Origin of the sequence: Bradyrhizobium sp. SZCCHNRI20481 (genome assembly GCF_032485055.1) — a bacterium.
In the GTDB taxonomy this organism is placed as follows: domain Bacteria; phylum Pseudomonadota; class Alphaproteobacteria; order Rhizobiales; family Xanthobacteraceae; genus Bradyrhizobium.
This window is the reverse complement of sequence record NZ_JAUEUE010000023.1, coordinates 18,212-42,482: the sequence shown is the minus strand read 5'-3', so window position 1 is coordinate 42,482 and position 24,271 is coordinate 18,212. Positions and strand designations below refer to the sequence as shown.

Annotated in this window: 20 protein-coding genes; 7 read left to right on the top strand and 13 right to left on the bottom strand. The window is 65.4% G+C overall.

The genetic code is table 11. From position 1 onward, the window contains the following. Positions 1-87: 87 nt before the first annotated feature. The 6 genes from QX132_RS30350 to QX132_RS30325 form a co-directional block, all read right to left on the bottom strand. A complete protein-coding gene (locus tag QX132_RS30350) occupies positions 88-585 on the bottom strand; it encodes a TPM domain-containing protein (protein WP_315734296.1) in 498 nt (165 codons plus the stop codon). Positions 586-602: 17 nt separating this feature from the next. Next, the gene (locus QX132_RS30345) at positions 603-1,502 is read right to left on the bottom strand and encodes a YgcG family protein (RefSeq protein ID WP_315775379.1); all 900 of its coding nucleotides are present in this window, start codon (positions 1,500-1,502) and stop codon (positions 603-605) included. A 15-nt stretch (positions 1,503-1,517) separates the two neighbouring features. Continuing rightward, on the bottom strand, positions 1,518-2,129 hold the full coding sequence (locus tag QX132_RS30340; protein WP_315759634.1) for a LemA family protein: 612 nt from the start codon (positions 2,127-2,129) through the stop codon (positions 1,518-1,520). A 178-nt stretch (positions 2,130-2,307) separates the two neighbouring features. After that, complete coding sequence (locus tag QX132_RS30335) at positions 2,308-3,324, bottom strand: ABC transporter substrate-binding protein (RefSeq protein ID WP_316163600.1); 1,017 nt, start codon at positions 3,322-3,324, stop codon at positions 2,308-2,310. Between the two features lie 43 nt (positions 3,325-3,367). After that, complete coding sequence (locus QX132_RS30330) at positions 3,368-4,234, bottom strand: ABC transporter permease (protein ID WP_316163599.1); 867 nt, start codon at positions 4,232-4,234, stop codon at positions 3,368-3,370. A 17-nt stretch (positions 4,235-4,251) separates the two neighbouring features. Then, positions 4,252-5,031, bottom strand: a complete 780-nt coding sequence (locus tag QX132_RS30325; protein ID WP_316163598.1) for an ABC transporter ATP-binding protein — start codon at positions 5,029-5,031, stop codon at positions 4,252-4,254. A 120-nt stretch (positions 5,032-5,151) separates the two neighbouring features. Between QX132_RS30325 and QX132_RS30320 the strand changes: the two genes are divergently transcribed. The 4 genes from QX132_RS30320 (at position 5,152) to QX132_RS30305 (ending at position 9,323) form a co-directional block, all read left to right on the top strand. Continuing rightward, positions 5,152-5,817 carry a response regulator transcription factor gene (locus QX132_RS30320; RefSeq protein WP_315734309.1) on the top strand — a complete coding sequence of 222 codons (666 nt, stop codon included), beginning with the start codon at positions 5,152-5,154 and terminating at the stop codon, positions 5,815-5,817. Next, entirely contained in the window at positions 5,792-7,216 is a 1,425-nt protein-coding gene (locus QX132_RS30315; RefSeq protein ID WP_316163597.1) for a sensor histidine kinase, read from the top strand. The genes QX132_RS30320 and QX132_RS30315 overlap by 26 nt, the downstream gene beginning before the upstream one ends. 855 nt (positions 7,217-8,071) lie before the next feature. After that, the gene (locus tag QX132_RS30310; RefSeq protein WP_315734314.1) at positions 8,072-8,320 is read left to right on the top strand and encodes a hypothetical protein; all 249 of its coding nucleotides are present in this window, start codon (positions 8,072-8,074) and stop codon (positions 8,318-8,320) included. Between the two features lie 685 nt (positions 8,321-9,005). Further along, on the top strand, positions 9,006-9,323 hold the full coding sequence (locus QX132_RS30305) for a multidrug efflux SMR transporter (protein WP_315783524.1): 318 nt from the start codon (positions 9,006-9,008) through the stop codon (positions 9,321-9,323). Between the two features lie 12 nt (positions 9,324-9,335). Here QX132_RS30305 and QX132_RS30300 read toward each other — a convergent pair whose 3' ends face one another. The 4 genes from QX132_RS30300 to QX132_RS30285 form a co-directional block, all read right to left on the bottom strand. Then, on the bottom strand, positions 9,336-10,454 hold the full coding sequence (locus QX132_RS30300) for an amidinotransferase (RefSeq protein WP_315796996.1): 1,119 nt from the start codon (positions 10,452-10,454) through the stop codon (positions 9,336-9,338). A 241-nt stretch (positions 10,455-10,695) separates the two neighbouring features. Next, a complete protein-coding gene (locus tag QX132_RS30295; RefSeq protein ID WP_316163596.1) occupies positions 10,696-11,736 on the bottom strand; it encodes a linear amide C-N hydrolase in 1,041 nt (346 codons plus the stop codon). A gap of 413 nt (positions 11,737-12,149) precedes the next feature. Continuing rightward, complete coding sequence (locus QX132_RS30290; RefSeq protein ID WP_316163595.1) at positions 12,150-14,489, bottom strand: xanthine dehydrogenase family protein molybdopterin-binding subunit; 2,340 nt, start codon at positions 14,487-14,489, stop codon at positions 12,150-12,152. Positions 14,490-14,686: 197 nt separating this feature from the next. Next, a complete protein-coding gene (locus tag QX132_RS30285) occupies positions 14,687-15,562 on the bottom strand; it encodes a dihydrodipicolinate synthase family protein (RefSeq protein ID WP_315734320.1) in 876 nt (291 codons plus the stop codon). A gap of 482 nt (positions 15,563-16,044) precedes the next feature. Here QX132_RS30285 and QX132_RS30280 point away from each other — a divergent pair, with 482 nt between their 5' ends. After that, complete coding sequence (locus QX132_RS30280; RefSeq protein ID WP_315775386.1) at positions 16,045-17,121, top strand: J domain-containing protein; 1,077 nt, start codon at positions 16,045-16,047, stop codon at positions 17,119-17,121. A 109-nt stretch (positions 17,122-17,230) separates the two neighbouring features. Continuing rightward, positions 17,231-18,367 carry a GGDEF domain-containing protein gene (locus tag QX132_RS30275; RefSeq protein ID WP_315734324.1) on the top strand — a complete coding sequence of 379 codons (1,137 nt, stop codon included), beginning with the start codon at positions 17,231-17,233 and terminating at the stop codon, positions 18,365-18,367. 16 nt (positions 18,368-18,383) lie between these two features. Here QX132_RS30275 and QX132_RS30270 read toward each other — a convergent pair whose 3' ends face one another. Then, positions 18,384-19,313, bottom strand: a complete 930-nt coding sequence (locus QX132_RS30270) for a GTP-binding protein (RefSeq protein WP_316163594.1) — start codon at positions 19,311-19,313, stop codon at positions 18,384-18,386. Further along, positions 19,310-20,803 carry an amidohydrolase family protein gene (locus tag QX132_RS30265; RefSeq protein WP_315775389.1) on the bottom strand — a complete coding sequence of 498 codons (1,494 nt, stop codon included), beginning with the start codon at positions 20,801-20,803 and terminating at the stop codon, positions 19,310-19,312. Before QX132_RS30265 ends, QX132_RS30270 begins: the two co-directional genes overlap by 4 nt. A 215-nt stretch (positions 20,804-21,018) precedes the next feature. Here QX132_RS30265 and ggt point away from each other — a divergent pair, with 215 nt between their 5' ends. After that, entirely contained in the window at positions 21,019-22,692 is a 1,674-nt protein-coding gene (gene ggt, locus QX132_RS30260) for a gamma-glutamyltransferase (protein ID WP_315783534.1), read from the top strand. A gap of 3 nt (positions 22,693-22,695) precedes the next feature. Here ggt and QX132_RS30255 read toward each other — a convergent pair whose 3' ends face one another. Further along, on the bottom strand, positions 22,696-24,246 hold the full coding sequence (locus QX132_RS30255) for a GMC family oxidoreductase (protein WP_316163593.1): 1,551 nt from the start codon (positions 24,244-24,246) through the stop codon (positions 22,696-22,698). Positions 24,247-24,271: the final 25 nt, after the last annotated feature.

The window sequence follows — 24,271 nt, the reverse complement described above, 5'->3', positions numbered from 1 at the left end:
CTTCGCTGCGCTCGCAATGACGGGGTTGGAATCGTGCCCGCCAATTTCAAGTCGGGTTGAGCGAGACGTGTGCCGCGGAATGGATCGCTACAGCACCACTGGCGCGTCGGGCAGCTCATTTGGATCGCCGGCGTGCGGCGGATAGTGCCTGGCGAGCTCGCGTGAGACGGCGGAGATGCCTTGCATGACGCCCTGCTCGAAGTGGCCCTGGCGAAACTCAGCCTCCATCGCCCGGCAGATCGCCTCCCAACCCGCCGCGCCGACACGGTCGTGGATGCCGCGGTCGGCGATGATCTCGACGTCGCGATCGGCCAAGAGCAGATAGATCAGGACGCCATTGTTGTGCGCGGTGTCCCAGATCCGCAGGTGCGAGAACAGATCCAACGCGCGCTCGCGCGGCGGTTGGTCGCGCCAGAGCGGCCGGCCGTCGAGCGCGCCCTCGACGACGAAGCGAAGCTGGCCGGCATGGGTGCGCTCGCCATCCTTGATCGCCTGCTCGATGCGCGCGAGCACTGCGGGCGTGAAGATGCGCTTCAGCTGCCAGGGACGATGCAGGAGATGCCTGCCGATCCGCTTGATGCCCATGGTCGCGCGTCCCGTCCTTACCAGCTGCCCGAGGCGCCGCCGCCGCCGAAGCTGCCGCCACCGCCGGAAAAGCTGCCGCTATCGCTCGAGCTGCCGCTGCTCCAACCGCCCGACGACGATCCGCTCGACCAGCCGCCGCGGCGGCCGCTGCCCGGCGTATTCATCCCGGCGAAACTGTCGGCAATGAAAGCGATGACGAAGCCGGCAATGGCCGACAGCGCCGTGAGACCCGCCGATCCCACCAGCAGCCAGGCGATCACGCCCATAGCGCCGCCGGTCGCGAGCGATCCGATCAGTCGTCCGAGCAGGGTCCGCAGGATGCCGCCGATCACCAGCGCACCAAACAGCGCCACCGGCGCGAAGGAGGAGATCGAGTCGATGTCGAGATCCGTGCCGTGCGAGGCCTGCGGCTGCGGCACCGGCAGGGTCTCCCCATTGATCACGCCGATGATGCGATCGACGCCGGCGTCGATGCCGCCGGCGAAATCACCGCTGCGAAATTTCGGCGTGATGACCTCGTCGATGATGCGCCGCGCGGTGACGTCGGTGAGGCTGCCTTCGAGGCCGTAGCCGACCTCGATGCGCAGCTTGCGGTCGTTCTTGGCGATCACCAGCAGCGCGCCGTCGTCGACCTTCTTGCGCCCGATCTTCCAGGTCTCGGCGACGCGGAGCGAAAACTGCTCGATGGTCTCGGGCTGCGTCGTCGGCACGATCAGCACCGCGACCTGGCTGCCCTTGCGGGTTTCCAGGTCCTTCAGCTTCTGCGTGAGGCCTGCGATGTCCGAGGAGGACAGCGTGCCGGTCTGGTCGACGACGCGGCCGGTGAGCTGCGGCACCGCGACGTCGGCCAGCACCATCGTGGCGAAGCAGACGAGCAGCGTCGCAAGCAGCGCCTTGAGGACCGGCAGCGCGCGCACGATTCCCTGCTCCGGCTATTTCGACGGCGCAGGCGACGGCGCGTTGAAATCGACCTTCGGCGCCACCGAGATCTCGCGTTCGTTCTCGACCGTGAAGTTGGCCTTCTCCTTGTAGCCGAACATCATTGCGGTCAGGTTATTCGGGAAGGTGCGGATGCCGACGTTGTATTCCTGGACCGCCTTGATGAAGCGGTTGCGCGCCACCGTGATGCGGTTCTCGGTGCCTTCGAGCTGTGACATCAGGTCGCGGAACAGCGCGTCCGATTTCAGCTGCGGATAATTCTCAGTGACAACCAGGAGCCGCGACAGCGCGCCGGTCAGTTCGCTCTGCGCGGCCTGGAACTTCTGCAGCGCAGCGGGATCGTTGACGACGTCGGGCGTGGCCTGGACGCTGCCGACCTTGGCGCGGGCGTTGGTGACGCCGAGCAGCACGTCCTTCTCCTGTTGGGCAAAGCCCTTCACGCTGTTGACCAGGTTGGGCACGAGGTCGGCGCGGCGTTGATACTGGTTGACGACCTCGGACCAAGCCGCCTTGACCTGCTCGTCATTGGTCTGGATGGCATTGTAGCCGCAATTGGTCAGGCTCAGCGTCATCAGCGCCGCCAGCACGGTCAGCAATTTCCGCATCGCGCGTCCCCCTTCTCCCGGTTGTGCCGCCTCGTCAGAGCACAGCTTGGGCAGCGGCGCAATGACGGCCGGCGGCCGCCGGACATAAGTCTCGGCGGCCGGAGCGTGGGTTCGGGAGAGTTCCCGGGCGACCTCGCGGATGCCAGTCATTGGCCGCGCAGGCCGTGACGGGTCTCGCTCAACTGCCCTTGCGGTCGCGTAGCTGGGTCACGAACATGTCCTGCCAGCTCGCCGGCTTGACCTTGATCGAGCCGACGCCGTGCATGAACTCGGCGATCTTCAGCACGCCCTCTGGCGTCGACGAGAACCAGGTGTCCTTGTCCTGCAGCATCTCCAGCACGTCCTCCTTGGTGGTCTTCACCTTGGCGGTGCGGGCATAGATCTCGGCCGCGGCAGCCTTGTCGTTGGCGATCAGCGTGCAGGCCTCGTCGAGCGCGTCGAGGAACGCCTGCACGACCTTGGGATTGGCGTCGACGAAGCGCTTGGGCGCGAACACCACGTCCATCGTCATCCGTCCGAGCACGTCGGCGGAATTGGCAACGCGGCGAATCTTCGAATCCTTCAGCTCGATGTAGGAGAACGGCGGCGAGGTGAAATGCGCCGTGATCTCGGTCTTGCCCGAGGTGAGCGCCGCCAGCGCCTCCGGATGCGGCAGGCCGACGGTCATCGGATCGAGCTTGGCGTAGTTCTCCTTGCCGAACTCCTGCGCCGCCATCATCTGCAGCATGACCGCCGACAGCGAGGTCTTGATGCCCGGCAGGGCGATCTTGTCGCTCGGCTTGAAATCCTTCAGCGACTTGATCTCAGGATTGTTGGTGTTCATCCACAGCGAGGTCGAGCTGAGGCCGCTGACGCCGACCACCTCCACCGCCGGAATGCCCTTGGCCTTGGCCCACAGCGTGATGAAGCCGGGCGCGCCGGTGCCGGCGATGTCGAGCGAGCCGGCCATCATCGCGTCGTTGATGATGTTGCCGCCGTCGAGCATCTGCCAGTTCACCTTGAACGGACCGAGCCCGGCCTTCTCCGCCTGCTTCTCCATCAGCTTCTGATCCTCCATCACGATCAGCGGCAGATAGAGGATGCCGTAGCCCTTGGAGAGCCTGATCTCCTTGACCTCGGCCCGCGAGGCGCCGGTGGCGCCGAGCAGCGCGGTGAGGCCGAGCGCGGCGGCCGTGAATGATTTGCTCCAGGACATGGTCGTCTCCTTCCTTGTTGTTGTTGTGCTTATAACTCGAAATTCAGTGCTGCATGCCCCAGCGCCGCACCGTCTTGCGCTCGATGGTCGCGAACACGAGGTTCTCGACGACGAGGCCGATGAAGATCACGGTGAACAGGCCGGCGAAGACGTTGGCCGTCTCCAACTGGTTGCGGTTCTCGAAGATGAACCAGCCGAGCCCGCCCGAGCCCGAGGACACGCCGAACACCAGCTCGGCCGCGATCAGGGTACGCCAGGCGAAGGCCCAGCCGACCTTGAGGCCGGTGAGGATGGCCGGGAATGCGGCGGGGATCAGGATGAAGCGCACCAGCTTCAACCCGCGCAGGCCGTAGTTCAGGCCGACCATGCGCAAGGTGTTCGACACCGAGCGGAAGCCGGAATGGGTGTTGAGCGCGATCGCCCACAACACCGAATGCACCAGCACGAAGATGATGCTGCCCTTGCCGAGGCCGAACCAGATCAGCGCCAGCGGCAGCAATGCGATCGCCGGCAGCGGGTTGAACATCGAGGTCAGCGCCTCCAGCATGTCGGCGCCGATCCGCGAGCCGATCGCGATCGTGGTCAGCACGGCCGCCAGCGCGATGCCGATGCCGTAGCCGATCAGCAGCGTCTCCAGCGACACCAGGGTGCGCGCAGGGATGATGCCGTTGCCGATGTTCTCGAAGAAGGCTGAGAGCGTGTCGGTGAAGGTCGGAAACAACAGGGGATTGCCGAGCCACAATCCATAGGCCTGCCACAGCCCGGCCAGCGCCACCAGGATGATGGCCTTGCGGACCGCACCGACGTGGTAGATGCGTTCCAGCCAGGACAGGCTGGCCTCGACCTTGACGTCGCCGAGGGGCGTGTCTGCATTGACGATTTCGGGGCGCAGCGCCATCGTCTCGCTCATGATGCTCTCCTCGTGTCTCAGTGATGGCCGAACAGCATGTCGTTGATGCGCCCTTCGAGCGCGACCTGTTCGGGCGAGCCCATCGTGCCCGGCGGCACGCTGTTGAGCTCGGCGCGGACACGGCCGGGATGCGGCGACAGCAGCAGGATGCGCGAGCCGATCTTGATCGCCTCCTCGATCGAATGCGTGACGAACAGCACGGTGAAGCGGGTGTCCTGCCAGAGCTGCAGCAGCTCGTCCTGCATCTTGCGCCGGGTCAGCGCGTCCAAGGCGGCGAACGGCTCGTCCATCAAGAGCACGTCCGGCTCCATCGCCATGCCCCTGGCGATCGCGACGCGCTGCTTCATGCCGCCGGAGAGCATGTGCGGATAGGAGTCGATGAACTTGGTGAGGCCGACCTTGTCGATATAGGACTTCGCCCGCTCGTTGGCCTCGGCCGCGCCGAGCCGGCCGCTGGCTGTCAGCGCGAACACGACGTTCTCGCGCACGGTCTTCCACGGCAGGAGCTGGTCGAATTCCTGAAATACCATCATGCGGTCCGGGCCGGGCTCGCTGACGTCGTGTCCCTTGAGGCGGATGCGGCCCTCGGTTGGCTTCAGATAGCCGCCGATCGCCTTCAGAAGGGTGGATTTGCCGCAGCCGGAGGGCCCCAGCAGCACGAAGCGGTCGGAATCGAATACCTTGAAATCGACGCGGTAGGTCGCCGTGACCAAGGTGTCCGGCGTCTTGTACTGGAGCGTCACGCCCTCGACGGAGAGCAGCGGCTCGAACTGAGATGGCGATTGATGGACGGTCATGCGTCCTCCCCTCCGTTATATTGCAGTGCGAAATTTCGCTTGGTGCACTTCGGCGCCCTTATCCGAGGTGATAGAGGAGGAGACTGACGCGAACCTGACTCCGAGGCGGACAACGAGACCGTGCGCATCCTGCTGGTGGAAGACACGCCCGAGATCGGCGCCGCCGTGACCAGCCGGTTCGAGCGGATCGGCTACGCCGTCGACTGGGAAAAGGACGGCCGCACCGCGAGCGAGCTGATCGAGGTGCAGACCTATGACCTGATCGTGCTCGACGTGATGCTGCCGAACATGGACGGCTTTGCCGTGCTCAAGCACCTGCGCAAGCGCGGCCTGCGCACGCCGGTGCTGGTGCTGACCGCGCGCTCGGCGGTGGACGACCGCATCGGCGCGCTCGACCTCGGCGCCGACGACTACCTGATCAAGCCGTTCGACTATCGCGAGCTGGAGGCGCGAGCGCGGGCGCTGCTGCGCCGGGCCGCCGGCCAGTCCGACAATCTGCTGACCCTCGGGCCGCTGGTGATCGACCGCGCCGGGCGCACCGCCAGCGTCGCCGGCCAGCCGCTGGACCTGACGCGGCGCGAGCTGACCGTGCTGGAAATCCTCGCCGCACGCCCTGGGCGTTACGTCGCCAAAGAGGAGCTGGTCGAGCAGCTGTTCAGCTTCGACCAGGATCCGAGCCCCAACGCCGTCGAGCAGTTCGTCGCCCGGCTGCGGCGCAAGCTGGCGGCGACAACAGTCGAAATCAAGACCGAGCGCGGCCTTGGCTATCAGCTCCACGCTTCGTGACCTCAGGACCTCGCTGCGCGCGCGGCTGCTGATCGCGATCGGCGCGATCCTGGCCGTCGGCGCCGTCGTGCTGAGCCTCGCCGCCTGGCAATATGCCGCCACCGCCGCGCGCGACGCCTATGACAAGCTGCTCGCCGGCGGCGCCGTGCAGATCGCCGAGAACATCTACATGCAGGGCGGCGTCGTGACGCTGGATCCGCCGGCGGCAGCGTTTGCGACCTTGTCGGCCTATGACCTCGTGTTCTACCGCGTCACCGATCCGCGCGGCGTCGTCGTCGCCGGCTATGACGATCTCGCCGTCACCGCGCCCGCCAGGGCGCTGCGCGAGGGCGTCGTGCTGCGCGACGGCATCTATCGCGACCAGGCCGTGCGCATCGCCGCGGTAGCGCGCAAGCTCGACGGCGCGCCCGGAGACGGCTGGAGCCAGATCGTGCTGGCGCAGACCCTGCGCGCCCGCGACGCGCTGACATGGGATCTTGCCTCGATGGCGATCGGCCTCATCGCCGCGATGAGCGTGCTGGCGCTGGTGGCGACTGCGTTATGCCTGCGGCTGGTGTTCGCACCGCTGACGCGGATCGAGGCCGAGATCATCAAGCGCCGGCCGGACGATCTGAGCCCGATCGCGATGACGCCGCCGCGCGAGGTGCGCGCGCTGGTCGGCGCGATCGACGGCTTCATGCAACGCCTTGCCGAGCGCATCACGCTGATGCAGCGCTTCATCGCCGACGCCACCCACCAGCTGCGCACGCCGCTCGCTGCGATCGATGCCGAGGTCGAGCTGCTGAGCGATCAGACCAAGGACCCGAAGGCGCTCGACAGGCTGCGCAGTCGCATCGCGGATCTCGCCCGCCTCACCAGCCAACTGCTCGATCACGCCATGATCCAGCACCGCGCCCAGGCGCCGCGCTTCGCCGCGACCGACATCAACGCGCTGGCCAAGTCGGTGCTATCGCAGAGCGTGCCGCTGTCGCTCGACCGCGAGGTCTCCGTCAGCTTCGTGCCAGCAGAAGACGATGCCGTCATCGCCGTCGATGCCATCAGCCTGCGCGAGGCACTCGCCAACCTCATTCACAACGCGCTGGCGCATGGTGCAAAGATGCGGTTGATGGTGACGGTGGAAAGCAAGGCGAGCCATGTCGCGATCATCGTCTGGGACGACGGCCCCGGCATCGCCGCCGAGGCGCAGCAGCGATTGCTATCTCCCTTCCAGAAAGGCGACGGCTCCCACGGCTCCGGCCTGGGCCTCGCCATCGCGGCCGAGGTCGCGCAGGCCCATGGCGGCCGGCTGCGGTTCAGCGGAGTGGCAGGCGACTTCAGTGTGCGACTGGAGCTGCCGGTGGATCGGTCGACAGCAGTCGATCCACGTCCAGATTCACATCTCAAACAGCAGCAGACATGACGTCGTCGTCCCGCGGCGGATCACGCCCGGGTCTTGCGATCGACAGGCCCTTTCGAAGATCGAGAGGGCGCAGGGAAGGCCGGGAGCTCGCCGCCCCCATGGCCCCCGTGCGAACAAAATGCACGGGGCAGGAACCACAGGTTCGGCCGAGACATCCCGGCCTTCCCTGCGCGACGGTTTTAACGCTTATATCGTGCTCTTCTCGGTGCACCGGGCTTTTTGGCCACCGTCGTCGCTCGGATCATCACCCAAGCAACTTAGCATCAGCGTCGGGATGCCAGAACCACACGACTTCACGTCCGCCCTCGCCGCGTTCGTCTCACGCCGCAAAAACGTCCATCGCATCCCCGCCTCGCGTGTCGTGACGATCGCGCGCAACGCCCCTCTCGTTGAGGCGGGATGCGTGCATTAACCCACGATTTCTGATAAAAAGAAAGCGAAAAAATTCGAGGCTTGGGCCTCACTTGCCCTTGCGCGTTGAAACGGCTGGCGAAATGAGATTTTCCACGCACATGATTTTTCGTCCCCTACGGCACTCCCGTACGATCGGACCGGCACAAATCTTCGCGCGTTTTGCCCGACTCAGCCGCCCCCGGTCGCGACCGTTGGGGCGGACATCCTGGCTTGCCAGCATTCCCGGCAGCTTTAGCTTGGGTGTTTTCGTCGTAGACGGACCGACCGACTTTGATCGAAATCAATACGTAGTACTCTGAGATAATTTCTACTTCTAGGTGTAAGCATGACTGAATTCAAGTTCGCGCCAAGCTAACGGGTGCTGGTCGGTTTTATATTGAGTTGACCGCTTGACATCGAACCGGGACGCAAGTGGCAGCGCGCAATTTAGGAGAAAGAACCATGACCGATGAAGATCTGTTTCTCAGTAAAGACAAAACAACAGTAACGGACAAAAAAGGCAAAACCATTTTGGTGCGAACCGAGATCGATGGAAAGACAATATATGTCGAGCCATCCTTGGCAAAGGCATCGGGAAAATACTGTGTAAGTTTTGGAAAAAAGAAGATCTGTGTCAATTGGGATGAACATAAGGCGTGTATCGGATGGGACGACATTGAGTTTTGTTTGAAATGGGAAACTAAACCCTAGTTCTCTTCTCAACTCATTGCTTTCCAGTGATGATGCCCAAACGATACGGCCTCTCGCGCTGACTGGACGCCCGGGGCGTGACATTACGTCGTCTGCTCATCGCTGAATCGCCCGACTCCCCACCCTTGTCCACCGTCAGGCCACCACCGCAAGAGGGATCGAGCCGCACTTCTGCGCGGTCCTGCGAAGGCTCACCATCCCGATTGGCCGACCGCGAGCAACCAGTGTTTTTCGAGGCTGGGGGATTTGCGGCGGGGTCGTAAGAGCGAAGTAGATTCTACCGGAGCCTACTATTTTGGATGTCAACTTCGGACCAAGGGCGGCTGTGGCCGGCAGGCGGGTGGCACAGCCGATCTGACCCCAGCTCCGGAAATGTCGGGCGCGCTCCAGCACTTTCGCTTCGGGCCATGAGCCGACATGCCGTGCTGTTCGATCACCACGGCGGCCGTAGACGAAATCTCCATCAGGTGCCCAGGCAGCTCTCAATTGATGATCGACTCATATTTGTTGGCTCTTGAACCGCTTACCCAGGGTGATCCGACAAGCCGGCTTTTCCGTAGCCTTCCAGCGTGCACTTGCAAAGTGTAAGGGCTTGGCGAAACGAGTTGGCAGAATAGCGAGACCGTGGAATTCTGACACGAACTCCGTCGAGGATCGTTAAGCCCATCTTTTGGGAGAACCTCTCATGGCCTGGGTGATCTTATTCATTGGCAGCCTTTGCGAGGTGGGTTGGCTGATCGCTCTCAAATATTCCGAAGGTCTCTCGCGCCTGCCGTCGATCCTGGTCACCGTGGGTTTTATGGGCGCCAGCGTCGGTTGTCTTGGCCTCGCCATGAAGACGATCCCGATGGGCACGGCCTACGCCGCGTGGACCGGCGCGAGCATCGCCGTCGCCACTCTCTTCGGAATCTATCTGTTCGACGAGCCGACGACCGCGACCCGGCTCGCCTCGATTGGTCTCATTGTACTTGGCATCGTCGGACTGCGCCTCGAGTCCGGATAGGCGTGCCAATCCTCAAAAATAGCTCTCGAGCGCCCCGCGCCGCCTGATGTCGAGTGTCGCGCAATGGAATGCGCCGCCAAATGCGGCGTAATGCAGGAATTCGCAGGGGATCGGCTCGAAACCCCATTGCTCGATCGCACGCATCGTTCGCACATGATGCGGATCAACGATGATGCGCTTTTCGTCCACCATCAGTACATTCATGTTGAGCCATTTTCCGCATAGCGACGTGATATTGAGCATGCGATCGGTGATCGGATCAGGCTCGGGAGCGACGAGAATGTCCCATTTCTTCAGTATGTCCGGGAGGCGGCTGACGTCGATGTATTCGGGATTGATCAGAAGCCTGCCCGGCCCCAGCGGCAAAATGGTCGTGTCGATGTGCATCGGGCTACGACAGCGGCTCTCGATCTCGTGGATGCGATAGCCGTCGCCGAGATGGCGGCGCAGCCATTCGATGCCGGATGCATTGGTGACATTGCTGAGGGTTACAAACAGATCGCGCCCGCAGCGAACGAAATCGGCAGCGTCGAACACCGGTTCGAATTCAGTCAGAATATATGACATCGGCTCACCTTCTTCGGGCCGTCTGAAATCGGCGTTATACAGTTCGTCCGTGAGTTGCGGCCGTGGCGCGGCAGTCCAGCGGGCGCCGCGACGGAAATAGTCCTTCAGGACCGGACGAAAGGAATGGGTCTCGAAATAGCGGCTGGGCCACGCCATGGGCGTTTCAATAATTTCGTCTCCGATCACGAGCATGCTATCGCGCGGGCAGGAGTTGCAGAAGCCGCGCGAAGACCATTCGGGCGTGCTGAAGCGCTTCTTGAAATCAACCGGTTCCGGTCGGGTGACCACCACGCCAAGCGACTGCAACAGCGCAATAAAGCCATCGAGCTCGCGCTGAGCCGGTTCAATCAACATCCTTGGATAGCGGAAGCCCCCGAGCAGCGCTTGCGCCCGTGCAGCCATTCCCGGAATGTTACAGGCGACGACCGGATGGGCGGATGGGATCGTCGCGCCTTCGAGCCTTCCGACAATCACTTCCTCGAGTGGATCCCACTCATTGTGCGAGTTGACCGGAGAGATCCTTACCTTGCGGTCGGCATCCGGGCCGATTTCGTGCGTGATCATGGCATGACCAAAGCAGGAGGTTGCTGATGTGGCAGGAATACTCTGGTGCGACAGCATCGCCGGCGCATAGCCTCAGTGCTGCAATGCACCACAATCCGTCCTTAACAAACGGCGCGGCGCTTCCGGCCCGGTGCGGTGGCAGGGCTGCACGGCGAGCGCCCGGCATCATGTCGCGCGGCGTGCGAGCGCCACAACGCAGATATAAGGATGACGTTGTATCTGTCCTCAGGGTTCCGCCCCGTCAGGAGCCGCCTTTCTTGAATTCCAGCGGCGCGGCCGGCTTGAACTGGCTGCTCACCTCGCCGACCAGATCTCTGTCCGCCCCGGACAGGTCGAGCTTGCGGATCGGAGCGCCGACGGAAAGGTCGATGAGCGGCAAGTTGACCCAGACGATGTTCGGGCTGAGCGTCGATTCGAAGAAATAGAGCCGGTCGGTCGAGTCGGCGACGGCCCGCCAGATCGTATGCGACGCCTCCGGTCGCTTCGGGTCTGGCCGCACGAAAGGCTGCGCCACGTTGCGCATGACCGACAACATGCGGGCCACGGTCTGGCGGGTGTCCGACGGCTTGGTCTGGTTCTGGATGTAATAGGCGGCGCGGACGAAGCGGTCGGCCGCTTCGCTCGTCCCCGGCAGCGCTTCGGTGCCGCCAAAGACGTGGTATTTCTTCAGATTGGCGAGCTGCTCGGGGAAGGGCGGCGAGTTCGTCATGACCAGATAGCGGCGGTCGTGATGAACGCGCACCTTGCCGCTATCGACGATTTCGATGATCGCCGAATCGCCCGTCGCGTCCGAAAGCGACAGATGCACGGTCGCCGTCGCGTATCCGGGCATGCCGGCGGTGATGAGTTGATAGCGACCGGTTTCGATGTCGGCCACGGCCTCGGCAACGGTGGCAAAGTTGTCGAGGTTGTATTGCGCCCATAGCGACAGCGCGAGGCCGGGGCGCTTGAGATCGCGCTTTCCGTAATCGCTCTCGGAGAGCCACAGCAGGTTGGCGACAAGACCTTTTTCATTCATGCCGTCGGCGATCGCCAGATTATAAACCGCCCCGCCGACGCTGCCGTATTTCGACGTCCAGCTCAGTTCGTTGTCGTCGCCGCTCTCGCCTTTGCGCGCAAGGCCGCGCGGGAAGGCCCAGAGATCGGTGCGCATGTCTTCGGGCCAATCCATGTTGCGCCCGGTGACAACGGCCTGACCATTATCGGCCCAGAGGACGCGCGAACACGCGTCCGCCAGAGATGATCCAAACGCGACCATTGCCAAAGCCATCGCCCCGCGCATCACGCCCGCACACCGCCGCATGGTCGCGCTCCTCGTTGTGTTGGATACAATCTAGAGGCGAGTGCGAGTCGGCGACCTTGATCTGGGTCAATCATCGTCGCTCTCGGTCGCGGCGCCGCGACGATTCGCATGAGATCGTTATCTTGCCGGGCTCGGCGGGGCGATCCGACAGCATCGTCCCCTCAGGTGCGCAATTGCACCGAAAATCTCGAGATTCCGGATTCAGCCCTGACGGGCTGCCCCGGAATGGCGGGCTATGACGCAGCAAGATCAGTCGCCGCTGCGCATGCAGGGGCGCGACCAGATGCGGGCGTAACCCTCGCCGCCCTCGTCACCGAACAGTTCGGCGCAGATCGGCGCGTTGAGCGACGCAACAGGAGCACGTCCGACGCGGGAGCGTCCCGCGCGCTCGCTCAGGCCGACGCTTTGGCTTTTGCCGCCTTCGCCTCGGAGATCGCCGCCCACACCTTTTCCGGCGTCAGCGGCGTCTGCAGGTTGGTGATCCCCAACTCGAACAGCGCGTCCATCACGCCGTTGGTGACGCAGGGCGGACCGCCGATGGCACCGGACTCGCCGCAGCCCTTGGCGCCCAGCGGGTTGGTCTTGCACGGCGCGGAATCGTCGAGCGTGACCACGATCGGCGGCACGTCGTCGGCGCGCGGGATGCAGTAGTCCTGATAGGTCGCGGTCAGGAGCTGGCCGTCGGCATCATAGGCGACGTTCTCGTACAGCGCCTGGCCGATGCCCTGCGCGACGCCGCCATGGATCTGGCCCGCCACCAGCATCGGATTGACGGCGACGCCGACGTCGTCGACCGTGGTGTAACGCACCACGCGGCTGATGCCGGTCTCCGGATCAATCTCGACCTCGCAGACATGAGTGCCGTTCGGCCAGCTCGGACCATCGACCTCACCCTCGCTGTCGACCGAGAGCTTGGCCTGCTTCTCCTTGCCGGCGATCTCGAACAGGCTGATGCGGCGGTCGGTGCCAACGACCGTCAGGACGCCATCGCGATATTCGATGTCCTCGACCGCGGTCTCCAAGAGGTTCGATGCCTTCTCGCGCGCCTTGGTAATGAGATCGTTCGACGACACCGCCACCGCCGTGCCGCCGACGAACAGCGAGCGCGAGCCGACGCTGCCGAAGCCGGTGGCGAGATCGGTGTCGCCCTGCACGACGTCGATCTTGTCCAAGGGAATGCCGAGCGTGTCGGAGATCATCTGGGTGTAGGTGGTCTGCAGGCCCTGCCCCATCGCCATGGTGCCGGAATGCAGGATGACGCGGCCCTCGGAGGTCGCGTGCAGCGACACCTTCTCGGTGTGGGCGCGGCCGCCGGTCCATTCGATATAGCTGGTGAGGCCGCGGCCGTAGAGCATGCCGCGCTTCTTCGCCTCGCGCTTGCGCGCGTTGAAGCCGTCCCAATCGGCAAGCTTGGACGCGCGCTCCAGCATGTGGGCGAAGGCGCCGGAATCATACACCTGTCCGACCGCGTTGGTGTAGGGGAGCTGCGCCGGCTTGATGTAGTTGGTCTTGCGGATGGCGCGCGGATCGATCCCGATCTGGCGCGCGGCCGTGTCGAACAGGCGCTCGACGATGAACACCGCCTCGGGACGTCCGGCGCCGCGATAGGCGCCGACCGGCGCGGTGTGGGTCATAACCGTTTTGACCTCGAAATGCACCAGCGGAAGGTCATAGACACCGGTCTGGACGAACGGCCCGAGCACCAGCGGAATGATGTTGGCCGCGCCCGACGAATAGGCGCCGGTGGCGCCGATCGAACGCACCCGATACGCCAGCACCCTGCCCTTGGCATCGAGCGCGAACTCGGCCGTCGAGGTGAGATCGCGGCCATGCGTGCCGCCGACGAACTCGTCGGTCCGCTCGGCGCGCCAGCGGATCTTCTTGCCGAGCTTGGTCGCGGCATAGGCGACGATGCCGTCCTCCGGATAGAGGTTGGTCTTCTGGCCGAAGCCGCCGCCGATGTCGCCGACCAGCACGCGCACACTTTCCTTCGGCCGCTTCAGCACGGCTTCCGCAAGGACGTCACGGGTCGAGGCCGGCGTCTGCGACTGCACATGGAGCAACAGCCTGCCGGTCTTCTTCTCGATCTCGGCAATGGTCGAGCGCGGCTCCATCGCCGAGGGCACCAGGCGCTGGCTCGTGATGTCGAGCGACACTTTGTGCGCAGCGCTGGAGAAGGCCTCCTCCACCTTGGTGGCATCGCCATAGCTCATCGCGGCAACGATATTGTCCGGCGCCTCCGCCCAGACGACGGGCGCACCCGGCGCGAGCGCCTTCACCGGATCGGTCACCGCCGGCAGCACCTCGTAGTCCACGACGATCGCTTCCGCCGCTTCCTGCGCGATCGTGCGCGAGGTGGCGACCACGGCGGCGACCGCTTCGCCGGTGAAGCGGACGATCTCGTGCGCCAGCAGACGGCGCGGCGGCACCGTCATCGGCTTGCCGTCGGGCCGCTTGAAGATCGCCAATGTCGGAATGGTGCCGACATCGTCGGCGACGAGGTCCGCGCCGGTGTAGATCGCCTGCACGCCGGCGATCTCCCGCGCGGCGGCGGCATCGATGGACACGATCTTCGCATGGGCATGCGGCGAGCGCAGCACGTAGAGCCAGAGCGCGCCATCCTCCGCCTTGTCGTCGATGAACTGTCCCTTCCCGGTCAGCAGTCGCTGATCCTCCAGACGCTTGACGGGCTGCCCCGCACCAAACCGCATATTGTTGGGAAGAATGTTCATTCGTCAGTCCTTGGTCAGTTCAAATGCAATTGCATGCGTTTTAGCGGATCGCAGTTCCGCTGGCCAAGCCGTGATTGTGCTGGTGCGGCATACCACACTGTCATGCCCGGGCTGGGCCCGGGCATCCACGACTTCGTTTCCGCTTGGCATGGATGGCCGGGTCGGCACGGCCATGACGGGCAGTAAGGATCCTGGCATTACCCCAGGCTGCTGAGGACCTCTTCGACGACCTTGCGCTGCTCGAGCGTGAGCGGGGCCTGGGGCGGCACGGGATCGCCGACGTCGTAACCCTGGATCGACAGGCCGGCCTTGATGCAGGCCGCGAGGTTGAAGCGGGCGAAGGCCTCGTTGACGCGCCACAGCTTCTTCTGCAGCAGCATCGCATCGTCCCAGCGGGACGCCTTGCAGAGATTGTAGAGTTCGACGCTCTGGCGCGGGATGATGCAGGCCGGCCCGGCCATCCAGCCCTTGCCGCCGATCAGCATCACCGCCGCCGGAATGTGCGAGGACGCAGCGAACACCTTGATGGCGTCGCCGCAGCGAGTGATGATCGACAACAGCCGGCCGGTGTTGGTAGACGCGTCCTTGATGTAGTTGATGCGCGGATGCTCGGCGAGGCGCGCAATGACATCGAGCGACAGGTCCGAGCGCTGGAACTGGGGATTGGTGTAAATGACGATGGGAACGTCGACCGCATCGGCAATCGCCCGGAAATACGCCTCGATGCCGGCGTCGTTGACCGGGAAGTAGGCCTCGAGCACCGCCAGGATTCCGGTTGCGCCGCGCTTCTGGTAAGCCTTGGCCTGCGCCACCGCGTCAGCGATCGCCGTCGAGGCCACGCCTGCGATCACGGGAACGCGGCCCTGGGCCGCATCGATGGTCGTCTCCACGACGGCCATGCGCTGGGCACGATCGAGATAGGCGAACTCACCGGTGGAGCCGAGCGGCGTCAGGCCGTGCACACCGGCATGGATCAGGTCGTCGCACAGACGCCCCAGCACCTCCGTACGGATCGTGCCATCCGCACCAATCGGCGAGGCCAGGTAGGGAAAGACACCATGAAATTCAGTCATGCGGCCGGTATAGCGGCCGGGCCGCTGGTTCCGCAAGCAGGCGCCTGATCGCGGGCGGCTTCCGCTGCACGGAGCGTTTCCAAAAACGGCGTCCGCCCTGGCGGAACCTGGCTCGCGCGGGCGGGTGAGCGACGGTGCCACACTGCTGCGGCAATCGCATGTTGTCGCAAATAACTGACCTGCCAATCACCTCCCGTTAAATCCGGCTTCAAACTTTCTCTTCACCATAGAGGAAGATCCGGCGGCGGAGGCGGCTAGAGAGCAGCGACTCAATCTGAGATTGCGCGCACCATGACGAGGAAGGACGAGCGCGATGGCTCAAACACGGCAAAAATGGCTACGAACTTCGCCATTTTCAGTCATTTTTCCGCCGGATTGACCAACCATCATGCCAAGCGGAAACAGTTAGTACGAGTGCTCCAGCGTAAATTCGCCGTAGGAATTTCGATCGGAGACGAGGGAAGCCTGCAGCGAGAACGACGATGAAGACGCTTTACGATTTACTCGGAGCTCTTCCGGACGATGACGCTGACGATATCCGGGTGGCCTTCCGCAAAGCGGTCAAAGAGAGCCACCCCGACGTCAATCCCGGCGATCCGGACGCCGCGCTGCGGTTTCGACAGATCATCCGCGCCAACGACATTCTTGGCGACAAGGAGCAGCGCACGGCCTATGACCGGCTGCTCGGCGCCGCGCAGGACGAGCATCGGCAGGATTCCAAGCTCGCCGTCGTCGCCAAGGTGCACAAGGTCGCGTCCGGCGTGATGGCGCTGGCCGGCGCGTCCGCCTTGGCGCTGACGGGCTACCTCCTATTCACCCACATGTCCTCGGCATCCGTCGCGCCGCTCGAGCCGATCGTGGTTGCGACCAACAAGGTAAAGCCGAACCAGGTTCCCGCCAGGCCGATCGACAGCCTCACTGACGCGGCGACGGCCAGCGACGCGGCCGCGAATCCCGGCAGCGACCCGGCTGCCGGCACGACGGTCGGCAACGGCAATGCGTCGAGCAACAATGCCTCAGCTCCCGCCGAGCCGCTGCCGTTGCGGGTCAGCAAGGTGGACGTGGTCTATTCGGCCGAGCAGGAGCGTACGCCCTGCGCGGCGGGCGCGACCGCGCCATGCACCGCAGATGCAATGCTCGCCGGCGGCACGGCGTCGAGCGAGGCCCAGGCCCGTCACGATCGCGGCATGGCCGCGTTCCAGAAGGGCGATTTCGCGGCGGCGCTGGCCGATCTCGACGCCGCGATCCAGCTCGACCCCCGTTACCACGAGGCCTATATCGACCGCGGCATCGTGTTCTATCGCATGCGCAAGTTCGACCGCGCCTTTGCCGACGTCGCGGCCGCAAAGCGCATCGAGAAGACCAACCGCGCCGTGCTCGACGCGATGGCGAAGCGTCAGCCGCTGCGGCCGCTGAAGCTCGAGCCGCCCAAATCCGACATCAAGGCGGAAACGCCGAAGGCCGAGGCGCCGAAAGTGGCGGCGGCGGCGCCGATGCCCTCGCGAATGTCGACGGCGACGCCGATCTATCCGACCACCGATCCCAGCCGCGCGCCTTGAGCGATTGACGGATTGACGGATTGACGAAGATTTAAGGTAACTTCGAACCTTCGTCGCGCGAATCGTTCAAGCCCATCAACTGTTAGGAAAGGTGTCGCATGGTGTCCCCATGGGACACGGGCTGCTTTCCAGATTCATCCATCCGAACCCGGCGATCCGGCGCGAGCTCGTCGATCTCCTGTACACCTCTCTGCCGCAGGTCATGTCGATCAATGCGGCCGCCATCACCGGCTCGGTCACGCTTGCGGTCCTGCACGACGATCCCGGCTACATCGCGATCTCGTTCGCGATCATCGTCAACGCCATCGGTCGCGTCGTCAGCCTGCTGCGCTACAAGCAATATGCGGGGCGCCTGTCCGATCGCGACGTGATCCTCTGGGAGAAGGTCTACGCCGCGGGCGCCGCCGCCTTCGGCCTTGCACTTGGGGCCCTCACCTTCCGCGCGTTCCAGCTCAACGATGCTCCGGGCGCATGGATCGCCTTCGGCCTGTCGATGTCCTATTGCGTCGGCATGGTGTCCCGCGCGGCGATCCGCCCGTGGGTCGTGCTGACGACCACCGCCGTGCTGCTCGCCCCGACGCTGATCGCCGGATTGATGCGCCCCGAGCTGCCCTATCAGCTCGGCGCCGTTCTGCTGGTGCTGTTCTGGTTTTCGATCCGCGAGGCATCGCGTCATCTCAGCACCGCTTTCATCGAACGGCTCGAGGCCAAGCACGCACTGGCCCGCCAGGCCAACCATGATTTCCTGACCGGCCTGCCGAACCGCGCCGCCTTCCTGGCCGCGCTTGAACGCGCGGTCGGGACCATCGCGATCATTGCCATCGACCTCGACGGTTTCAAACCTGTCAACGACCGCCACGGGCACCACGCGGGCGACGAGCTGTTGCGGCAAGTCGCGACCCGGCTGTCGAGCTGTGTCGGCCCGGGCGGCCTCGCCGCGCGCTTCGGCGGTGACGAGTTCATGCTGCTGAGGCCGGTCGCGCGCGGCGCGAACGGACGCGACGAGGCGCTGGGGCTCGCGCGCGAGGCGGTCCGCTCGCTATCGATGCCGTTCCTGCTGTCCGACATCCCCGTGGTGATCGGCGCCAGCGCCGGCCTGCTGGTGAACGACCGGCCGCTCACGGACGAGGCCATGGACGAGGTGCTGCGCGAGGTCGACAGCGCGCTCTACGCCGCCAAGCGCGCCGGGGGCGGCTGCTGCACCTGGGCCGAAGCCGCCGACGGCGCATTGCGGCAGGCGAGCTGACCCGCGCCCTTCGATCTCAAACGACGACCATCTCGCGCAGCAGTACGTCGATCTCGGCGGCGTCGAGCTCACCTTCGCGTCCGATCAGCACGAGTTGGGCCGTGAGGCCGTCCGCGGGCGGCACTGGCGATGGCGCCAACGTGCCGCGCGTCGCCACCGACTGAAACAGGATCGGCTGTCCCGGATGGTCGGTGAACAGCAGGATGCCCTTGATGCGCAGCGTGCGCGGCGCGAGTTTTCCGATCACCTGCTGAAAGCGGGCCAGCGACAGCGGAGCACGGGAGGTCCAGGTCAGGGTTGCGAAAGGTTGCGACATCGTCGGCACCTGCTTGGGCAGCTCTCGCGGCGCGCGAATGTCGCGGCTGAACAGCAGGTCCGGCGCGACGATGCCATGGGCGGTCTCGAAGATCGCCGATTGCGGCTTGGTGCGGCCCACGACGGCGCGGACCTCGTCGAGGGCGGCGCGGTCGAGCAGATCGGCCTTGGTCAGCAGCACGAAATCGGCGGCGCGCAGCTGCGAGCGCCACAGCGCGTCCTGCTCGATCTCGGGATCGTCGCGCAGCCGCTGCGGATCGACCAGCGTGACGACGGTCTCCAGCGGCGCCACCTTGAAGATCACGGGATCCATCAGGTTGCGAATGATCTCGGCCGGATCGGAAATGCCCGAGGTCTCGATCGCAATCGCATCCGGGGCCGGATCGCGCTTGATGACCGACGACAGCGTGCGCAGCAGGTCGCCCTGCAGCGAGCAGCAGATGCAGCCGTTCTTCAGGCTGATCACCTCCTCCGTCACCGTGCCGAGCAGTTGGGCGTCGATGTCGACCGTGCCGAAGTCGTTGACGATGGCGGCGATGCGCCGCCCGTCCGGGTTGGCGAGCAGATGATTGAGCAGGGTCGTCTTGCCGGCGCCGAGCGATCCGGCAACCAGCAGGACCGGGACGATCATGACAGGATCGGACGGCGCACCGCCTGTCCCGGCCTGACATCGCGAACAAGATCACCATTTGCGATGACGGCGCGGCCATGGACGAGCAGATGCCGCACGCCCTCGGACGGCCGGTTCATGTTGAGGAAGTCGGCGCGATCGCGCAGGCTGGCGAGATCGAGCACCGCGATGTCGGCGTCGCAGCCGGCCTGCAGCCGTCCCTTCTTTCGCATCGCGGGCGTCGATGGTTCCAGAATCCGGGCCGGGATCAGCGTGCACTTGGCGAGGCCCTCCATCAGCGGCACCGCCTTGCGGTCCAGCACCCATTCGCGCAAGAATTTTGTAAACGTCGCCGATGAGCGCGGATGCGACACCGCGTCGTCCGGCAGCGGCCAAGCGTCGCCGGTGTAGTCCGTGCCGTTGGACAGGATCCACGGCATCGCGTCCGACGCGATGGCGCCGCCCGGAAACAGCACGGAGACGTCGAGCAGGTCGCGGTGGCGCTGGTTGACGGCGACATCGAGGAAATGGATCAGCACCAATGCGCCGGGATCCTCCTGCTGCCGCGCGAGCAATTCGTCGCGGCTGCCGAGACGATGGCGCTCGGCGACCATCTCGATCGCGTCATAGCCGGTGCCCATGCGCTGGCAGAACGCCGGATCGGCGAAGAAGCCGGCGCCGACCACCGTCGAGCCGGTCCCGTAGGGATAGGCTTCAGTCGTGACTTTGAGGCCCTGCGCCTGCGCGGTCTGCACCAGCTCGGCGCAGCGCTCGACATCCTGCAGGCTGGTGCTGTTGAAATGGCAGATGTGCATGTGGGCACCGGTCGAGCCGGCAAGCCCGATCAGCCGCGTATAGGCGTCGACCGAGCTGCGCGGATCGACATTCGACATGTAGGCAATGTGCGTATAGGTCGGCACGTTCTGCTTGGCAGCCAGGCTGCACAGCTCCGACAGCTCCTTCATGCCGGTGCCGGGCGCATACGCATTCGGGAAGGCGATGCCAAGGCCGCCCTGCTCCAGCCCCTGCCGGGTGCGCTCGACGATCTCCGCGGTCTCGGCCGCAGTCGCGACCTCCTCGACCCAGCGCTTGTCGCGCATCGCCTCGCCCATGCCGGCGATGCTGGATGCGGTCTGCTGCGTCGTCATCGTCGCGATGCGCGCGAACACCCAGCCAGAAGCGGCGCCATAGTTGAGAAGGCGGCCGATCGCCGCCTGCTCGTCATACCATCGTGCCACCGGCATGACGCCGATCTCGAGCTCGAGCGTCGTGGTGACGCCGTCGAACGCCTGCATGCGGTCCGCCGGGAGCGACTGGCCGTGCGCGTGCAGATCGATGAAGCCGGGCACGACGGCAAGGCCGGCCGCATCGATGACCTGATCCGCCGCTCCGGTGACGTCGCCGACGGCGGCAATCGCGCCATCCTTGATCGCGACGTCGGCGGTGACGTCGAGTTGCGTTTCGGGGTCGAGCACGCGGCCGCCGCGAATGATCAGATCGTAGTGAGGCATGAATCAGCTGGGCTCGCAAAGTGGAACTGCGCGCAGGCCTAACACAGATGCGCGGCGATGAGAACGCGGCGGGAGAGATCGATGCTCTCCGAGCCATGCGTGACGCACTTATCAGTTCGTCGAACTGGGGCGCCGCTCTTCCCCTTGCGCAAGGGATCGGTCAGGATTGCGAAAGACGACCTCTCGGCATCCGCCGTTCGACAGAGGAGACCCGAATGGCTTCGCCCACACGGCGCATCGCCGACTTCACCTGCGAGAAGCAGCCGGCGACCGGCTCGCGCGGGATGGTCGTCACCAACCATCCGCTCGCCTCCAGCGCCGGCGCCGAGATGCTGATACGCGACGGCAATGCGATCGATGCCGCGGTCGCTTCCCTGTTTGCGCTCACCGTGGTCGAGCCGATGATGGTCGGAATTCTCGGTGGCGGCCTATCGCACATCCGCCTCGCCGACGGCCGCCACGTCGTGCTCGACGGCCTGAGCACCGCGCCGTCGCGCGCTGACCCCGGCATGTACGATCCGGTCTCCGACGAGATCGCGCTGGCGCGCGAGACCCGTGACCGCCGCAACGTCGTCGGCGCACGCGCCGTGGCCGTCCCCGGCGCATTGAAGGGATGGTGCGAGGCGCTGGAACGCTACGGCCGGCTGCCGCTGGTCGAGGTCATGGCACCGGCAATCCGGCTCGCCGAGCATGGCTTCATCGCGAGCCCCTATCTCAACGACTGCGTGCGACTGGTCGCGAGCGATCTCGCGCGCGATCCGCGTCTCGCCGCGCTGTTCCTGCCCGGCGGCGCGCCGGTGAAGGCCGGCACGCGCGTCATCCAGAGCGACTACGCGGCATCGCTGCATCTGATCGCGGACCAGGGACCCGGGGCGCTCTACGGCGGAGCGCTCGGTGCCGCGCTGGCCAGCTACATGGCGGAGAACGGCGGCTTGATCGATGCAGCGGATCTCGCCGCGTACCGCGTGACCGAGCGCGCGCCGATCCGCGGCTTCTATCGCGGCCATGAGATCATCGGCCCGCCGCCGCCGTCTTCCAGCGGCGTGCATATCGTGCAGATGCTGAACATCCTCGAAGGCTTCGACGTCGGCGGGCTCGGCTTCGGTTCGGCCGATGGCGTGCATCTGCTCGCCGAAGCGCTGAAGATCGCCTTCGCCGACCGCGCGGTCGCCACCGCCGATCCCGCTTTCGTCGACGTGCCGGTCGAGCGGCTGACGTCGAAGGTCTATGCCGCGGAGCGGCGGGCGCAGATCGACATGAGCCGGGCCCGAAGTTTCGGCCCGGGCCTTGCGCCGACGGAGTCCGCCAACACCACCCATGTCACGGTCGCCGATGCCGAGGGCAACGTCGTCGCGGCGACCCAGACCATCAACGGCCTGTTCGGCGCCTGCGTGCAGATCCCGGGCACCGGCATGACCGCCAACAACTACATGTACAATTTCGATCCGCATCCGGGCCGCGCGCTGTCGATCCAGCCGGGCAAGCGCGTCTTCACCTCGATGGCGCCGATGATGGCGCTGCGCGACGGCCGCTTGCGCTATGCGCTCGGCCTGCCCGGCGGCTTGCGCATCTTTCCCTCGGCCTTCCAGGCGCTGGTCAACCTGATCGACCACGGCATGTCGCTGCAGGAGGCGGTGGAGGCGCCGCGGCTCTGGACGCAGGGCGGCGTGCTCGAGCTCGAGCCGGCGTTTCCCGACCATGTGGCGCGGGAGCTCGCCGCACGCGGCCACGAGATCAGGCGCGAGCCGGTCGTGGCCGGCGGCATGAATGCGATTGCGTTCGGCGACGACGGCACGCTGACGGGGGCCGCGTGCTGGCGCGCCGACGGCACCCCGGTCGCGATCTCCGGCGGGCGCGCCCGCGCCGGGCTTCGCTTCGCGATCGCGTAGCGCCTATCGGCTCGTTCGCATCATCCGCGCGATCGCCTCGCCGATCACCACCGTCGTCAAGTGGGTGTTGGCGCGACAGTCGGACGGCATGATCGAGGCGTCGGCGACGCGAAGCCCCGCGATCCCCTTCGCGGTGCCATCCGGATTGACCACGCCATCGTCATCGTTGAAGCCGCTTATGCGGCAGCTCCCCGCGGCGTGCTGGATGTCGCCGGTGACCTGGCGCAGCAGCGCGTCGAGCTCGGCATCGGGCAGCGCCGCCGCCTGCGGCAGCGTGAGCTCCGTATCGCCGAGGCGAATCCAGTCGGCGATGTCGCGCAGCGCCGGCTGCACCGTGATCAGCGCCAGCCGCTTCACCGCGTCGCGCATCCGCGCGATGTCGCGCGGATCAGCCAGCATGTTCTCCTCGACGATCGGATCGTCGCTCGGATCGGCCGAGGCGAGCTTGAGCGTGCCCCGTGAGAAGGCGTTGAACAGGCCGGCGCCGATCGCGCCGGGGATCCCGATGCCGCGGTGATTGAACGCGATCAGGATCATGTCGCGCTTGCCGCCGCCGGCAAGGCCCGATGAGTAAGTGACGCAGCAATTGGTATGGCGCGTATCGCGATCGGTCGGACGCAGCTCCTCACGCAACTGAATGGTGGTGCGGAACAGCGGGTGATCGAAGAAGTGCCGGCCGACGGGAAGATCGCGCACGACGGCAAGCCCCATCGCCTGCAGATCCGCCGCGGGGCCGATCCCGGAGCGCAGCAGGATTGCGGGGCTGTGGATGGCGCCGGCGCACAGCACGACCTCGCGCGCCGCGACGTTTTTCACGCCTTCACCTTCGATGTGGACGCGCACGCCGGTCGCCCTGCCGTCGCTGATCAGCAGCCGATCGACCAGCGCCCGTCCGCGAATCTCGAGGTTCGAACGGCCGCGGGCCGGCTCGAGATAACCCTCATTGGTGGAAATACGGCGGCCGTTGCGGCTGTTGATCGGATAGCAGGCGACGCCTTCGCCGTCGGTCCCGTTGAGATCGTCGCACCAGGGATAGCCGCTCGCCAGCGCAGCATCGCGCAAGCCGCGGTCGATCGGGCCCCATTTGTCAGGCGGTGCGCGGTAGACCGGAAGCGGGCCGCCGCGACCGTGCCCCTCGCGATCGCCAAGCGCGAGATCGTCCTCGATCACCGAGAACAGCGGCATGACCTCCTTGGCTGACCATCCCGTACAGCCATTGGCCGCCCATTCGTCGAACGCATCGGCCACACCGCGGATCGCGATCTGGCCGTTCATCATCGAGCTGCCGCCCAGCCCTTTGCCACGCCAGTAGAAGCGCATGTCCTGCCCGGCGACGCGGCGGGACATCAGCTGCGGCCACTGCCATTTCTCCTGGAAGGCGCGATCATGGATGATCGGAATCGGATTGGGCGTCACGATCTCCCACGGCGCGTCGTCCGCGCGCCAGTCGGCGCCGGCTTCCAGCAGCAGGACCCGCGTCTGGGAGTCTTCCGACAGGCGCGCAGCGACGGCCGCTCCCGCCGAGCCGCCGCCGACGACAATGACGTCATACATGGACTGAATTCTCGCTGTTCTCAGG